Annotated in this window: 11 protein-coding genes; 1 reads left to right on the forward strand and 10 read right to left on the reverse strand. The window is 64.2% G+C overall.

Translation table 11 applies throughout. The features are described 5' to 3' along the window. Positions 1-34: 34 nt before the first annotated feature. The 10 genes from bcsC to ACF8FG_RS04370 form a co-directional block, all read right to left on the reverse strand. Positions 35-3,553 (reverse strand): cellulose synthase complex outer membrane protein BcsC, encoded by a 3,519-nt coding sequence (gene bcsC / locus ACF8FG_RS04325; protein ID WP_076402929.1) that lies wholly within the window; start codon positions 3,551-3,553, stop codon positions 35-37. After that, complete coding sequence (gene bcsZ, locus ACF8FG_RS04330; protein WP_019436855.1) at positions 3,541-4,656, reverse strand: cellulose synthase complex periplasmic endoglucanase BcsZ; 1,116 nt, start codon at positions 4,654-4,656, stop codon at positions 3,541-3,543. The genes bcsC and bcsZ overlap by 13 nt, the downstream gene beginning before the upstream one ends. Beyond that, positions 4,656-6,944, reverse strand: a complete 2,289-nt coding sequence (gene bcsB, locus ACF8FG_RS04335; RefSeq protein ID WP_318078917.1) for a cellulose biosynthesis cyclic di-GMP-binding regulatory protein BcsB — start codon at positions 6,942-6,944, stop codon at positions 4,656-4,658. Before bcsB ends, bcsZ begins: the two co-directional genes overlap by 1 nt. Then, positions 6,941-9,550 (reverse strand): UDP-forming cellulose synthase catalytic subunit, encoded by a 2,610-nt coding sequence (gene bcsA / locus ACF8FG_RS04340; RefSeq protein WP_318078916.1) that lies wholly within the window; start codon positions 9,548-9,550, stop codon positions 6,941-6,943. The genes bcsB and bcsA overlap by 4 nt, the downstream gene beginning before the upstream one ends. Then, on the reverse strand, positions 9,547-10,254 hold the full coding sequence (gene bcsQ, locus ACF8FG_RS04345; RefSeq protein WP_014591428.1) for a cellulose biosynthesis protein BcsQ: 708 nt from the start codon (positions 10,252-10,254) through the stop codon (positions 9,547-9,549). Before bcsQ ends, bcsA begins: the two co-directional genes overlap by 4 nt. Then, positions 10,251-10,469 (reverse strand): cellulose biosynthesis protein BcsR, encoded by a 219-nt coding sequence (gene bcsR / locus ACF8FG_RS04350; protein WP_014591429.1) that lies wholly within the window; start codon positions 10,467-10,469, stop codon positions 10,251-10,253. The genes bcsQ and bcsR overlap by 4 nt, the downstream gene beginning before the upstream one ends. Continuing rightward, complete coding sequence (gene bcsG / locus ACF8FG_RS04355) at positions 10,466-12,079, reverse strand: cellulose biosynthesis protein BcsG (protein ID WP_318078915.1); 1,614 nt, start codon at positions 12,077-12,079, stop codon at positions 10,466-10,468. Before bcsG ends, bcsR begins: the two co-directional genes overlap by 4 nt. Beyond that, entirely contained in the window at positions 12,072-12,257 is a 186-nt protein-coding gene (bcsF, locus tag ACF8FG_RS04360) for a cellulose biosynthesis protein BcsF (protein ID WP_010953551.1), read from the reverse strand. The genes bcsG and bcsF overlap by 8 nt, the downstream gene beginning before the upstream one ends. Next, on the reverse strand, positions 12,254-13,744 hold the full coding sequence (locus ACF8FG_RS04365) for a BcsE family c-di-GMP-binding protein (protein ID WP_070383809.1): 1,491 nt from the start codon (positions 13,742-13,744) through the stop codon (positions 12,254-12,256). Before ACF8FG_RS04365 ends, bcsF begins: the two co-directional genes overlap by 4 nt. 148 nt (positions 13,745-13,892) lie before the next feature. After that, a complete protein-coding gene (locus tag ACF8FG_RS04370; protein ID WP_019436861.1) occupies positions 13,893-14,048 on the reverse strand; it encodes a hypothetical protein in 156 nt (51 codons plus the stop codon). Here ACF8FG_RS04370 and ACF8FG_RS04375 point away from each other — a divergent pair. Continuing rightward, entirely contained in the window at positions 14,047-15,900 is a 1,854-nt protein-coding gene (locus ACF8FG_RS04375) for an ABC transporter ATP-binding protein (protein WP_019436862.1), read from the forward strand. The genes ACF8FG_RS04370 and ACF8FG_RS04375 overlap by 2 nt on opposite strands. Positions 15,901-15,959: the final 59 nt, after the last annotated feature.

Consider the following 15,959-nt stretch of genomic DNA (forward strand, 5'->3'; position numbering starts at 1 on the left):
TGCAGGCGCGCCCCTTGCAACGCAGTGATTGCCGTCACCGCCACTCGCTGTAAGGCTCAAGCGGTGTCACCGGCAGGGCCAGGTTGCCTCGCCACGGTTCGAACAGGTAGCGCAGGTAGAGCATGCCATGGCTAGGCGCATAGTCATCGCTGTGCTGCCAGTCGAAGCCGCCGCCCAGTACCCACTGGTCACTCAGGCGCCGTTCGAACAGACCGCGCAGGCGGTAGCCCAACCCGCTGCTGTCGCTGGCTTCGGTCATCGCATCGATGTTGGAGTCGACGCCATAGTGCGCCAGTACCTTGCGGTTGATGTGTGCGTCCGGGTACAAGCGGCTACTGCCACTATGGGCCTGAGACCAGCTGACGGAACCTTCCAGCAGCAACGACCAGTCGTAGTTGCGCCAGGCATAACTGACCGGCACGCCCACCGAACTGTAGCGCTGCGGGCTGTAGTAACCGCCCTGCCCCAGGCTGTAACCGCCCAGGTCCTTGTCGTGGCGCCAGTGCATCAGCGTCACGCCAACACGTACACGCTCGTCGGCCTTTTCCACCACGCGGTGGTAAAAGCCGGCCATGGCCCGGGTCCGCTGGTTGTCGGCCACGTTTTCGCCGTACAGCCAATGGTGCCCCAGGCTGGCCCACACCCCGTTGTCGCCACCTTGGTCCCAGCTCAGGCCGAGCGTGGCGCCATTGGCAGTGACCCCACCCCAGCGCACGCCCGTCGGGCGGTCGCGTGCGCCGGCGAACGACAGCAATGAATTGCTCATCGGCCGGCGCGAGGCGGTCAGCGACCAGCCAACCTGCCCGAGGTCACCGTTGAGCGTTGCGCCGCCCAGCCAGTTGTTGATTGCATAGCCCTGGGTGGTGCCCAGGTCGAACGCCCAGCGGCTGCCCTGCCAACCCAACGCCAGCAGGCTGCCGTTTGCAGTCTGCGATCCCCCCGTGCACGCGGGCAGTGTTTCCCCGTCAGCGCTCTTGCCAACAAACTGGCAGCTGCCGAAGTCGGGGGTGTAGCTTCCCTGATCGTTCGGTTCGAACGACCCGGCATCCATGCCAATGCGCTCTACCCGCGCAAACGCGGTGCCCTCCTGCCAAGGGGTGTCGACGTGCAACAAGGTCGACTGGGTACTCAGTTCCGACGTGCCGGGCGTACCGTCATCCTCGCGCCAGCCGTAGTCATGCATCAGCGTCACATGGGTATTGCGCTGGCGATACAGGGCGTCCACATCACTGCGCAGGCTACGGGCCAGCCAGTCGTCGCCATCCTGCTCGCGGCTGGCCAGGGTCAATGCACGGTCATCCCGTGGCGCTACGGCAGCACGGTCCAGCAACTGCGCATCGGCCATCGCTGCCGCGTAAAGGTCCAGTGCTCGTTGAGGATCATCCTGCGCTACCAGGCGGGCTGCGTCGCGCCGCAACAACGGATCGGGTCGCGTCTGCTGCGCGGCAATCCGGTCAAGCAGCCTGGCCGCCTGATCGTGTTCACCCAGCGCGGTCCACACCGCCGCCAGGCGCCGCTGGGCGTTGCCGTCATCAGCGGCAAATTGTGGCACCTTCACGCCCAGCATGTGCCGGGCCTGCTGCAGGTTGCCTTCGGCCACGGCGCTTTCCATCACCCCAAGGCGTGCACCAGGACGCCCAGGCTGCGCGACCAGCACACGCTGGTAATAACTGCGCGCCTTGCCATGTTCACCACGCGCGGCTGCCCAGTCAGCCAACAGCATCAAGTCGTCCGGGCTACCTTCACCACGCGCCAGGCCGGCTTCAAGCAAGGCTGTCGCCTCGGCACTGCGGCCTTGTGCCTGCAACTGCTGCGCAGAGGCCAGGGTCATACGCCGTTGAACACGTTGCTCCAGCGCGTGCATGTCCGCGCTCCAGGTCGCCTGAGGTACCGCCCTCAGACTGTCCAGAGCCAAGGCATCACGGTCGCTGGACTCCAGGAACAGGCCGTGGGCATAGCGCGTTGCCGGATCACGTGGCTGGTACTGCATCAGCCTGGCAAATGCCGCGTCGGCCTCGCCAGCGCGCCCTTGGTGACGCAGACTGTTGGCCAGCTGATACACCAGCCAAGGCTCATCCGGGGCCAGGGCCGCGGCCTGGCCCAGCACGTGGCTGGCCGTCGACCAGTCCTCGCGCTGCTGGGCTTCGTCCCCTTGCTGGCGTAGCCGCGCAAGTTCCAGGCTGCGTCGCAGGCTGGCGAACTGCGCCTGCTGCCGTGGTGGCAGGCTGTCCAGGTATGCCTGCGCCTTGCCTGGCGACTGCGCCTGGTAAACGCGCATCAAGCCACGCACGGCACTTTCGTTATCCGGCGCCATACGCCTTACCTGCAGGTACTGCCGCTCGGCAGCCGCCACATCGCCTTCGGCCAGCGAGACATCTGCCAGGCCCAACAACGCGTATTCATCCTTTGGCCGTTGCTGGCGAGCCTGCCGGTAAAGTGCGCGCGCACCGCGCACGTCTTTCGTCGCCAGGGCCTGCTCGGCTTTCTTCAGCAGGGCCCAATACTGGCTGGACGACTCCAGGTCCTTCCATTGGCTGATCCAGTAGGTGTCCTGCTCCTTGGCGCTCGCCGCGCGGAACGCCGCATGGGCGTCTTCATGGCGGCCCTGGCGCATCAACGCATAACCCAAGGCCCCATACAGGCCGGCATCGCCCGGGTACTGGCGCAGGGCGCGGCGCAGCTGCGTTTCAGCTTCGGCATTACGGCCCTTGTCGAGCAATGCCTTACCCCGTTGACCGGCCTGCCATGCCGGGTCGGCCAGCAGCTTGCGCTGTTGTTGCAAGGTCTCGCTGGCCTGTGCCAACAACGGCGAAGCCGGGTAACGCTGAAGAAAGGCCTGCCAGGCTGCCGCGCTGGTGGCACTCACGGCTTGCCCGGACAGGTAGTCGAACTCGCGCTGGGCAGCGGCATCCCGTGCACCAGGGTCTCGCGCCAGCTGATCGAGCACGGCCAAGGCCTCGCGGTCACGCTTTTCGGCGAACAACCAACCGGCCAGGGTCTGGCGCAGCCCGGCACTGCCTGGATACTGCTGATCCAACCGCTGCAACTGGCGGATTGCCTCAGGACGTTGGCCTGGCAGGTTGCCGCGCACGCGCCAATAGTCCAGGGCCAATTCAAGGCTGGGTGGTTCGCCGGCAAACAACTGTTCGTACACCGCCAGCGCCTCTTCATTACGGCCGGTAACCGCCAGCAGACGCGCCTGCTGCAGGCGCCGCGCAGGCGCCGGTTGTTGAAGTTCAAGCAGGCGTGCGGCCTGACGTGCTTGCAGGCTGCCAGGTGCCACGGCACTGATCCGCGCACTCAACTGCTCGGCTTCACTGCTGTTCTTCTCGCGCAATGCCAGGCTCAAGGCCGCCAGCAACACGTCCGGGTTGCGCGGCTCAAGCAACTGCAAACGGCCCAGCGCATCGCGTACCAGGTCGTCACGGTGCAGCGCTTCGCCACGGCGTACCTGGTCCAGCAGCCATTGGCGCTGCTCATCGACATCCTTGGGTTGCGCATCTGCCTGGCAGGTTATTGCCGCCAGCATCAACACGCCGATCATTCGCTGCATGGCGCGCTCCAGGCCGGCAACAGGCGGCCGTGCGGGTCAAAACGGTAACGGGCCTCGTCGAAGCCCTGGCCGAACAGCGCCAGCACCTGGCTGTAATACGCCTTGGCCTCGACCGGCTGTTCGCGCAAGCGCTGGCGCTGGGCCGCCAAGCCGGCCACGTACTCAGGCGAGGCAGCAAGCAATGGCAGCAAGGCCGCAGAGAAACCCGCCGGGCCATGGCCGCGGGCTTCACCGCTGCGTGCATCCAGGTGCTCAGGAGGTAGCCCCTGGCGCTGGGTCAATGCCGCCATCGGCGCGTAATGGGCCACCAGTTCGCGGCGTTGCGCAGCACCCTCGGCCAACATGCCAACCCACAGGTATACACGAATGGCGTCATAATCACCGGCATTGCCATGTTTCGTGTCTGCCGCTGGTTTTCCGGCCGGCGTCCACAGCAACCAGTCCGGGGCAAAGCCCTTTGGCGACGATGCCAACCACAAACGCCGCGTGTTGGCCGCCAGCTCACCCCACAAGGGGTCCACCTCGCTGAAGCGGTCGAGCAGCTGCAGCGGCAGGTAGCTGGGGTTCAGGCGGGTACCCTGGGCGTCTTCGAAACCGTAGTCACCTGGCAGCAACATCACGCCAAGGCCTGGAAGCTTGCGCACGGTCTGCGCGGCGATACGCCACAGCAGGTGCTGGCCCAGTTGCGTGTAGGCCGGCTGGTCCCACAACCGCCCTGCTTCCAGCAGGCTGTAGGCGATCCACAGATCGGCATCGCTGGCGTTGTTGGCGTCCAGCACCTGCCACTGCTGCTGCCCGTCACGGCCCCACAGCCAGGCAGGCAGATGCCGGGCCAGGTCACCCTCGGCGAGGTTGTTGCTGGTCCAACGCAGCAACTGCGCGAAGGTTTGCCGGTCGTTGCCTACCAGGGCGAAGAACAGCGCGTAACTCTGCCCTTCCGAGGTGGTGATCAGGCGCTCGTCACTCGGGTCGATGACCCGCCCATCCACACTCACCAGCTCGGCCTTGAACCGCTCCCAGGCAGGCCATGGGCAAACCGACCCGGCATTGGCGAAAACGGGCAGGCCTAAGGCGACCAGCCCTACCAGCATCTGACGCATCATCACCCCGCCTCACCCAAGCGGCGCTTGCCTGCCCAGCGCAGTGCCCGCCACAACAAGAAGGCGAACAGCACCACACAAACAGCCGCAATCACCGCCAGCAACACAGGGTGCTCGGACAAGTGGAACCACAGCAGCAGCCACCACGGCAACGCGCCCACGAAGTAGTGCTCGCCGACGAACTGGCTGCTCACGCCACTGCTGCGTACCAGCGTTACTGAACCCGCCACCGCATCGAGCTTGCCCACATCGCCAAGCACGTCGCGCAGCAATGCGTAATCGCTGTCGCTGTTGGCCAGCAAGGCCACAACACTGCGCTGCTCGTGGAACGGCGACTTCAGCCCGGTGATGGCCGCAATCGGCGCCTGGGCGCTGACCGCCACGCGGCTGCTTGCAGCCACCGGCTCAGTATCGAAACGCTGGCCACCGGGCAACGATGCGCTGCGGCCCTGCAGTAACCAGTCACGCTGGGCGCTGAGCAACAGGCCAAGGTCGGGCGCATCGCGCAGGGCCTCGGGCAGACTGCCGATCAGCAGCAAGTCGGCGTCTGCCGCTGCGACCTGTTGCCAGTCGTCGATCAATTGCAGGCCAAGCGCCGGGTAACCGATCTGTCCGGCCAACCCGCCAACCGTGTCGAGCAAAGTGCCGACCTGCATCGCCGTAGGTTTGGCCGGCATGATGACCAGCGTCTCGGACAGGTCGGCCATGCGGCTGAACGGGAAGCCACTGCGGGCGAATGCACGCAGGTCGGGCATGGCGATGTAATGGTGGTAACCGGAAAGGTCGATGGTGGAGTTGTCGTCGATTGCTGCACGCACGTCCACCGGCAGCGAGGTCTGGCAGCGATCGCGCTGGGCGCTGCCCAGGGTACTGGCAAAGCTGAAGTCGAAGCGCAGGCGGTTGCGGTCGCCAATCTTCAGCGCCGGTACCAGCGAGTTCTCGGTCAATGCAGTGTTGTCACCGGACAGCACTGCCAGGCGCATTTCTTCAAGGGTACCGCCGCGCCGGTCATTGCCCACCAGCGGCATGCTGGTGATGTACTGATCGTTGACGCTGATGCTCAGGCGCGATTCGTCGGTCACCGCTGGCGCCGTATAGCGGTACAGGGTGCGCAGCGGAATACCCTGGTTGCGCCAGACGAACAAGTCGGGCGGCAGGTTCAGTTCCAGTGTCACCGGCCGCGGTTGCAGGCCGCTGACTTGCAGTTGCTCGGGGTAATCCAGCAGCTCGGCAAAGCGTACCGGCCGGTCGGTGCGCGTCCAGTTCGGCGCATCGTAGGGCTGGCGCGGTTGCAGCGCGGTCATCTGCTCCACCTTCACGCGCGCGCCGCGGAACAGATTGTTGCCAACCGCCAACGCCGAGGCGGCCTTGATCAGGTCGTCGTCGTTACGGCCCAGCACCAGCAGCACTTTGCTGAAGCGGTCGTCCGGGTGATCGATCATCTGCAGCACGGGGCCGTCGACCGGCGGGAACTGCTGCAGATCAGCGAGGAACGCCGGGCGACGGTCGTTGCTGGCAAACACGATGCTCGGTGCAGGTTTATCGCCACGGGCCGGCAGGCGGTTGTACAGCACAGGGAAGCTGGCCTTGCGCCAACCGGCCTGGCTGCCGAAGTAGGATGCCAGGATTGCCGCCGCACGCTGCTCGCCAAGGCTCGGCACGCCGCTGAACACCACCGGCAGTTCTACCTTGGCTGTGTCGCGGGTATCGAAGAACGGCAACGGGAAATACGCCAGGTCGTTTTCCAGCACCAGCGCCTGCTCGTGCAACTGCACCTGGCTCTTGCGGTTAAGGTTCAGCCACAGGCCGCTGTGCGCCGGGTCTTCGCAGACATCGGTATAGTGCCCGACAAACTCCAGACGTACCCGGTTGAAGTCGCCGAGCAGTTTCGGGTCCAACGCCAACTGGCGACGCACGCGCTGGCCCAACTGCTCCTTTTCCACCGGAACTACGCCCATCAGCTCGTCGTTGAGGTAGACGCGCAGGTGCGACAGGTTCGGCAGCAAGGCTGGCGAAGGCGTGTAGTCCAGTTGCAAGCTGGCATCGGTGGCCAGGCGATCGCGACGCAGGCCAAACTCGACATGCTCGCTGTTGCGTACCCCCAGCAGCAGGCTGTCGGACGCATGCCCAAGCTGCTCGAAGGTTTTCGCAACCTGCCAGTTTGGTACCGTGGGTGTGGGTACCGCAGGCTCGGCAAGCGGAGCTACGGAAGCAGCAGCGGCGCTCTGCGACAAGGCGGTAAACAGCGCCATCGCCAGGCCCCAGGTACGCGCGGGATAACCAGTCATCATGCGTCTCGATCAACAGGGTTCATGGAAGGGATTGCCCGCGGTGTGCGGGGCCAGTAGCTGGCCAGCCACAGCGCCAGCGAACGCAGTGGGCGCAACCACGCCCGTAGCCATGGCGGCATGTGCTCGACCAGGCGCACGTAACCGACGCCGCCCAGCTTCAACACATCGATCAGGCTGCGCAGCGGGCGCTCGACCTCGTGCTGCTCGTTCCAGCCAAGCCAGGCATCGGCGCGGGCAAAGGTGCAGTGGACCAGGTCGATACGCTGCTGCAGGGCGAGGTCGCGGAACACCAGGCCGACGTGTTGCCCGACGGTACGGGTGACGCACGCCTGGAAGGCGAACTCGCGTTGGCCGCGGTTGAGCAGCAGGCGTACCTGCTCCCCCGGTTTCAACTCCAGACCGGGCTGTACCTGCAGGCCGATACCGCCGTCGGAGTAGTCGACCAGGGTGCAGGGGTAGGCATGACCGCTGGCCAGCATCAGCCCCGCCGGCAAGCGCATCGGCACCCGATGGGCGCGGCGCACCTGGCGCACTTCGGCGGCCACCGCAACTGCGGCACCGATAATCAGCAGGTTGTAGATCACCCACAGCGAGCTGACGACCACCGTGCCGATTTCTGCCGTCGGGCCAGTGAACAGGCGCCACACCGCAAAGCCCAGACCCACCACGTTGAGGGCCGCCAGCCACAGGTAAGGTTGGGCGATACGCCAGTCGAACTGTTCATGCTCCATCAGGCCGCCCTTGGCGGTGACGTTGAACGTGCCCTTTTTTGGCGCGAACAGCGCGACCGTGGTCGGGCGGGCGATGTACCAGGCCAGTACGGTCTCGTAGACCTCGCCCCAGAAGGTTTGCCGGTACTTGCCCTGCATGCGCGAGTTGGTCAGGCTGGCGTGGATCATGTGTGGCAGTACGTACAGCAGAATCATCAACGCCGGTGCGTAGATGATGTAGGCATGCAGCAACAGGAACGCCAGTGGCGCCGTCAGGAATACCAGCCGCGGAAGGCCGGCCAGGAAGTGCAGCATCGCGTTGGCATAGCACACCCGCTGGAACAGGCTAAGGCCACGCCCGAACAGTGGGTTGTCGGTGCGGAAGATCTGCACCATGCCACGGGCCCAGCGAATGCGCTGGCCGATGTGCGCCGACAGGCTTTCGGTGGCCAGGCCCGCGGCCTGCGGAATGCTCAGGTAGGCTGACGTCCACCCTTGGCGATGCAGGCGCAGGGCGGTGTGGGCATCTTCGGTCACGGTCTCGACGGCAAAACCACCGATGCTTTCCAGCGCAGTGCGGCGCAGCACGGCACAGGAGCCGCAGAAAAACGCCGCGTTCCACATATCGTTGCCGTCCTGGATCAGGCCGTAGAACAGCTCCCCTTCGTTGGGGCGGCGGCGGAACGAGCCGAGGTTGCGCTCGAACGGGTCAGGCGAGAAGAAATGGTGCGGTGTCTGCACCAGCGCCAGTTTAGCGTCCTTGAGGAACCAGCCCACGGTCAGTTGCAGGAAGGAGCGCACCGGCACATGGTCGCAGTCGAAGATGGCGATCAACTCGCTGTCGGTGACGCCCAGCGCATGGTTGAGGTTGCCGGCCTTGGCATGCTTGCTGTCGGGCCGCACGATATACCCTACCCCGACTTCGTCGGCAAAGGCACGAAACGCGTCGCGGCGGCCATCATCGAGAATGTAGATGCGCAGGCACTCGCGTGGCCAGTCCAGGCCCAGCGCGGCCATTACCGTGGTGCGCACCACTGACAGGTCTTCGTTGTAGGTAGGGATCAGCAAATCGACGGTTGGCCAGTGCCTGGCGTTGGCCGGGAGGTTTGCCGGCTTGCGCTGCAATGGCCAGCTGGTCTGGATGTAACCCAGGATCAGCACGAACCACGAATAGGTTTCTGCCGCCAACAGGATCACCCCGAATACCAAGTCGGTGGTGTCGTTCCAGTTCAGGGTCGAGGTGTAGCGCCACCACAGATAGCGGCACGAGATGATGGTCGACAGCACGATCAGCATCAGGGTCGGGAAACGCCCCGGCATGTGTCGCACCAGCATGGCGATAACCAGGAGCAGGCAGATGAACATCAGCTGCGCCAGGTAGCCGAACGGCTCGGTCACGCACAGCAGGGCGAGGCTGAGGGCGAATACCGTCAGCACGCTATAGAACGCCCGCCGGGCAAACACGCTCAGGCCGCGCAGGCGTGCCGAGGCCTGGTGCTTGAAAACACTGGCGCGGTAGCGCGCGGGTACCTGTTGCAATGCATCGATCAGCAGGCCGCGGTAGTGGCGCGCCACCCCGCCTGCCGCCCGCAGGTGCATGCGCACAGCGCCCAACGCGCGGCGGCCAGGCCCTGCTGTACGTGCCTGCGGTTGGCGCCACAGCAACAACCACAGGCTCTGGATCAACAGACGCAGCGGGTCACCCAGGGTTGGGCGCTTGCCCGCCAGCTGCGGGTACAGGCGTTGGCGCTCGGCCAGCAGCGCCTGCCAGGCGGGTGACTCCAGGCGCAGAAACAGGAAGGCCAGCCACACGCCGAGGGTGAACAGCCATGCGACCGGCAGACGCGCGCCACGGACAGTGAACCAGGTATAAGCCGACAGAGGGGTCAGGGTCACGGCTGGCGCCTCGTCAGACAGCGCACCGCCAGGCTTTGCACATCACGGCAGGCCAGGCTCTGCGGTGCGTAAAGACCCAGGGGAGCCTTGTACGCCAGCGCTTCGAGGAAGGCTTCGTCGCGATGGACCACCTGGATCGGCAAGCGATCACGAAACAGATCACGCCACACCATCAACAGGTCGCTCTGCAAGCGGCTGGCCGGGTCGTAGCGGTTGACCAGCAGCATGTCGAAGTGCTCGAGCGGGCGTCGCCCGAGCAGCAGGTGGCTGGCCATTTCGGCTTCTGCCACCAATACCCGCACATCAGTCTCGATGCCATTGCCGGCGGTATCGCCCGGCAATTGCGGCAGGTCGTACAACAGCCAGTCAAAATGCTCGGCCAGCTCGACCTGGCGAGCGCGCCATGACTGCGCATCGGGCACACGGTGCTGCGCACCGCCAGGCAGGTTGCCGTACGGCAGCAGGAACAGGCCATCGAGCACCTCGTACACGGCATCACTGAACGGCCGCCCTTCCCGCTCGGCCAGCGCCCAGCCCTCGGACGTATCCAGCGGCAGGTTGAAGTGCAACCCGAGCAAGTTGCTTGGACACAGGTCAATCAGCAGCACCCGCTCGCCCACGCCCTGTAGCGCGTAGCCCAATGCAGCCAGCAAGGCGCTGCGCCCCAGGCCTCCGCGCACCCCATGCAATGCCAGGCTGGTCATGGCGCGATCCTCTCGCGCTGGGTGACAGCCGCGTACAGCGCATCGTCGCTACTGGCCCTGCAGCTTTCACCCAGCAATGGCCAGCGCTGCAGGGCCTGCTGAACGCCCACCAGCATCGAGATGTCCTGGTAGTTCAGCTCTGGCATGTCCAGGTGCTGGCGCAACTGGGCAATATCATCGCTACGGTCGGACGGGTCTGACTTGCCAGTGATCATGGGCGCTCCTTGGGGATGGGCTGCCAGTCAGGCTGGCCTTGCAGGCGCATGTAGGCACGCCCCTGGTAATTCAGCACCTGTGCGCCAGAGGTTTCGGCAACCTGCTCGGTGGTTGGCAGGTCGGTCAGCAGGCCGGGTACATCCAGCACCTGCTGCTGGCCGAGCCCCGCATACACACGCGAGATCAGCTCGGACAACGCCAGGTAGCTGGTGGCTGCCGTGACCCGCAGCGGCTCGTTGCGGGCAGGCTGGCCCATCCCGATGAACTTCAGGCCGACCGGCACATGGGTAATCGACGGCGTGGGAATTTCGCGCATGCCAGACAACTGCATGCGGTCACCATGCAACGCGGCCCCATGCTCAGGGACAATGGCAACCACTACCCGGCGCCCACTGCGCTCCAGTTCGTCAAGGAAGGTGCCAAGCTCGCCAAACAGGCGATTGGCGCGGGTGGCATAGTCGGCCACGCGGGTGCCGCCGTCGGCAGTCACGATACGGTTGCCGTCATGCAGGCTGATGCTGTTGTAGAACAGTGACACATGCTCGTCCGGGGTGCCTTTGCGTTGCCCCCACCAACGGCGCAAGACATCCAGGTCACTGGCGATCGGCGAGCCGTCGAAGCCCACCAGCGCCCGTGGGAAGTCGGTATTGCGCATGCCCGGTTGCGGCATGTGCTGTTGGGTAATGTCGCCGATGAAGTTGTCGAACCGGCCGCTGTGGTTGAGCAAGGTGTTGCTCTGGAAACCCAGCCGGGCCAGGTTCTGGAACAACAGGCACTGCTCCGGAGCCGGTTGGTACAGGCCAGTGTGCGACGACTGTCCGCAACTGGCACGCAGCACACGGATGGCGGCCGGGCCGCTGTAGGAGGTCGCCGAGTTGAACTGGTCGAAGATCACGTCCATGCGCGACAACAGCGGGTTGTCCCGCAGCCCCACGGCAGACAGATCATCCCAGGCCAGCGAGCAGATGTTGATTACCAGCAGGTCGAACGGTTGCTCATCGGCATTCACGGCAGGGAACGCCGTCACCCGCTCGCGCTCACTGGCGAAGAAGCGCTCAAGCCAGCTGTCGAGCGTAGCATTGTCGGCTACTGCAGAGGCAGGCGCAGGTTCGGCTGCGGTGCGCGCCGCCACGCCGGGCGCCTGGCCTGCACCCAGCGACGGCAAGCCGCCGGCCGACAGCCATGCCAACCCCAGCAGGCTCAGGGTGCTCAGGCGCAGCCAATGGCGAAGGTACAGGTAACCCACCAGCAACATTGCCAGCGCCCCCAGCAGGTTCCAGTTGATGAAGCGGCCCAGCAGCTCGAGCAGATAGTCCCACGAGAAGTCCAGCACCCCCGGCTGCGCCAGCAGGCGGCTGAAGGGTGGCAGCCAGGTGTCCTGGTAGAAAAGCGCGATACCGATTGGCACCGCCAGCAGTTGCCGGGCAATACGCAGCCACTTGCCCGGCAAAGGGACAAGCAGAAACGCAGCGAACAACAGGTTCGGCAGCGCCTGGAAGTCGAGCATGCCCAGCGCGACCAGCAGAAACTTTGCAAAAAAATAGAGGTTCCACCCTCCCAGTCCAGGCCAGCGGGCCAGTACCGGGAGGGTGATGGTGGTATTAGTCATTCTGGGGTTCCTGGCGTGCAGCGCGGCGGCGTACGCCCAGCGGTTTCAGGTAACGGGGGGGAAGGCGACGGCGCAGCACGCCACGTAATGCCGAACACAGGCGCACTAGCAACAAGGCCAGGCCCAGCGTGACGAGTGCGGTAATGCCGACCACCTGCAGCAGTTGCACGAAGTTCATGCGCTACCCCGCTTGGCCAGGCCGACCTTGCGCGGTGCCAGCGCCGAACATGCCTGTGCAGGCAGTTGCGCCGCCGTGTTGCTGCGGGGTGGCTGCGGTAGGTTGCTGTCGAGGAAGGCCGGAGTGGCCAGGCTGTCGACGCCGGCAAGTACCTCCTGGCTGATGAACAGCTCTTTCCATGACAGCTGGAAGATGTGGTCAAGCGCTTGCTCGACCCCTTCGGAGCGGCAGGCGAACAGGAACAGGAACAGCACCTCGCCAACCACGCAGGCAATGTCGCCATCACGGCGGAATACCGTACGCGAGCAAGCCTGCAGCGGGGTCAGGCCAGGCGCCGGACGCAACACCAGCAACTGATGGACGATTTCGCCGTTGCGCACCCCGTGCCACATGCTCTGCACAGCATCGGCGAACGCCCGTGGCGCTACCAACCCGCAGATGGCCAGCGGCCGCAGGCGTGCCAGCAAGGCATCGAAGTCGGTTGGCAGGTGTCGACGCCAGACGTAACCCTGGATGCTCTCCACCATGGTCAGGAAGCGTGACAAGCTGGCACCGAACGGCACGATCTGGCTGGCACCACAAGCCAGCAGCAACTGTTCGTCTTGATAACGCAGGGTCGGCGCCATTTCGCGCACCACCAGCTTCAAGGCGTTGCCACGCGACTGCCGCAGGTGGTGCAGTTGGCGCGCCAGGCTATCCAGACGCTGCCCACCGTCCATGGCAAAGATCACCGTGGCAGACACCGCCCGGCTGGCTTTGCCCCCCAGTTCCTCAAAGCTTTCGCAGACCTGCCAGTGTTCGGAGAAGGCTGGCGCGCCTTCCAGTACCGGGCGCTGGGCCAGGCACAGCAACTCGTCACCACCGGTGTCGCTGGGTGCCTGAGGCGCGGCAGCAACGGCAAAGCCCGCACTCAGCCGAGTCAGCTCCATGTCCCGGGTGGCTGCTTTGCCAAGCGGATTGCTCCAGAAATGCTGCAGGTAACGTACCCCACCTTTGCCGCGGTACACCTGCCCAAGGCCGTCGAGGCACTGGTTGAAAACGCGCAGGCACTCGACCAAGGCAGTGCTCTGCCCTCCACTGACGACCAGCAGCAACGCCGCTTCAGCCAACAATGCCGGGCGCAGCGCATTGCACCAGTGCTCGACTTCGGTATCCGCCCAGGCGTGTGCCGGTGCCAGCAGCACCAGCACACGCCCACGGGCATCAAGACGAGGCAGGTCTTCAACCAGATAACGGGTGGCTTGCGGGTTGGCCTCATACAGTGCCAGCTCGGCCGGACCGCGCGTCGCGTCGAGTGCACCCAGCACGTCATCCATGGCTTGCGCATCGGCGATCAGGGCTGCCCTGGCATTATCGGGCATGCCTTCGACTACCTGGCGGCATAGCAAGGAGGCGTCTTCGGCGGCGTCACAGGCTAACCAGTACAGTCCTTGTTGATGAAGCTGGCTGCTCTCGACGCTCAGGCCGGAAATCGCCAACAACTGCATTCCATTAGTCAAAACACTGGCTCTGCAAAAGGTAAATTGAAACGGTTTGAAGGCGGAATGTGTCACATCCTCTGCTGACGCTTTATGACTTATGTCAAAAAAACGACAAAAATGATGCGGAACACAAAGCTGCGTCAATTATACAGCATCAAGGCAGAATGAAATCAATCTGAAATGTAATGAGTTGCAAAGGTTTGTTAACAAACACCCCAAGGCCGGACTTTTTCGGGTTAAAAACAAAAGTCGCCAAAGGCAAGCCGGCAGGGCATTGGCCAAGCAAGAACCGTTTACCGGAGACAAGCATGCTGCGTATCTTTGAACGTCGGCTCGACCCCTTCCCACCCGACGAGGTACCACCGCCGCCCGTTGGCCTGTTGCGCTTCATGTGGGCTTGTACCCGCGGCGCTCGTGGCTACATCCTGGCGCTGGCACTGCTCAGTGCCGGGGTGTCGATATACGAAGCCTGGCTATTCGCGTTCCTGGGCCAGGTGGTCGACCTGCTCGCGTCCTGGCAGGCAGGCGGTACTGTTGGCCCCGAGGAAAGCCGTGTGCTGTGGGGGATCGGCATCGTCCTAGTGGTTAGCATCGGGCTGGTGGCGCTGCGCACCATGGTTCAGCACCAGGTGCTGGCGATCAACCTGCCGCTGCGGCTGCGTTGGGATTTTCACCGCCTGATGTTGCGCCAGAGCTTGTCGTTCTTTTCTGACGAGTTTTCTGGCCGGGTCACTACCAAGGTGATGCAGACGGCGCTGGCAGTACGCGATGTGCTGTTTACCTTCATCGAAATCCTGCCCGGGATTGGCGTGTATTTCATCGCGATCATTGCCCTGGCCGGCGGCTTTGCCCTGAAACTGATGCTGCCCTTCATTGCCTGGGTCGTGCTATTCGGCTTGGCCATGTTGTATTTCGTCCCCCGGCTGGGCAAGGTCGGGCAGGAGCAGGCCAATGCCCGGTCGTCGATGACCGGGCGGGTTTCTGACGCTTACACCAACATCACCACGGTAAAACTGTTTTCGCACTCCAACCGCGAAGCGCACTTTGCGCGCGCAGCCATGGAAGATTTCAAGCAGACCGGTTTTCGCCAGATGCGCCTGGTGAGCCAGTTCGAAATCGTCAACCAGGCACTGGTGGTGGGCTTGATCTTTGGTGCCGGTGGCTACGCACTGTGGCTGTGGCACCAGGGCCAGGTCGGCACGGGGGCCGTGGCGGCGATTACCGCCATGGCCTTGCGCGTCAACGGTATGTCGCACTGGATCATGTGGGAAATTACCTCGCTGTTCGAAAACATCGGCACCGTGCAGGACGGTATGGCCACCCTCACCCGCGGCCCCAAGGTGCAGGATGTGCCGGGTGCTGCAGAGCTGGTAACCACGGGTGGCGCGGTGAGTTTCGACAAGGTCAGCTTCAACTACAACGGCGAGCGCCAGGTGCTCAATGAGCTGACGCTACACATTCGTCCGGGCGAAAAAGTCGGCCTGGTCGGCCGCTCCGGCGCCGGCAAGTCCACCTTGATCAACCTGCTGCTGCGCTTCTACGACGTGGACAAGGGGGAAATACGCATCGACGGGCAGAACGTCGCCAAGGTCACGCAGGATAGCCTGCGCAGCGCCATCGGCATGGTCACTCAGGACACCTCGCTGTTGCACCGTTCGATTCGCGACAACATTGCCTATGGCCGCCCCGATGCTACCGAAGCACAGATCCGTGCCGCTGCGGCCAGTGCCCAGGCCGATGGTTTCATCAGCCAGCTCAGCGACCGCCAGGGCAACAGCGGTTACGACACCCTGGTGGGTGAACGCGGCATCAAGCTGTCTGGCGGCCAACGCCAGCGCATTGCAATTGCCCGGGTGATGCTGAAGAACGCACCGATCCTCCTGCTTGACGAAGCCACCAGCGCGCTGGACTCGGAGGTGGAGGTGGCCATTCAGGAGAGCCTGGATGAAATGATGCAAGGCAAGACCGTTATTGCCATCGCCCACCGGTTGTCGACGATCGCCGCCATGGACCGGCTGATCGTGATGGATGAAGGGCGCATCATCGAGCAAGGCACCCATGCCGAACTGTTGGCGAAAAAGGGTACCTATGCACGGTTGTGGCAGCATCAGAGTGGCGGGTTCCTGGGTGAGGATCAGGGCGTGGCCGAGGCTGTGGAGTAAGCAGAGGCCGGGGGCAGCCAGCGTATACCCAGGCTTCGAAAGCCTGCCCAGTCAATGAA

The sequence above is a fragment of the Pseudomonas sp. YQ_6 genome (assembly GCF_043103245.1).
GTDB lineage: Bacteria > Pseudomonadota > Gammaproteobacteria > Pseudomonadales > Pseudomonadaceae > Aquipseudomonas > Aquipseudomonas alloputida.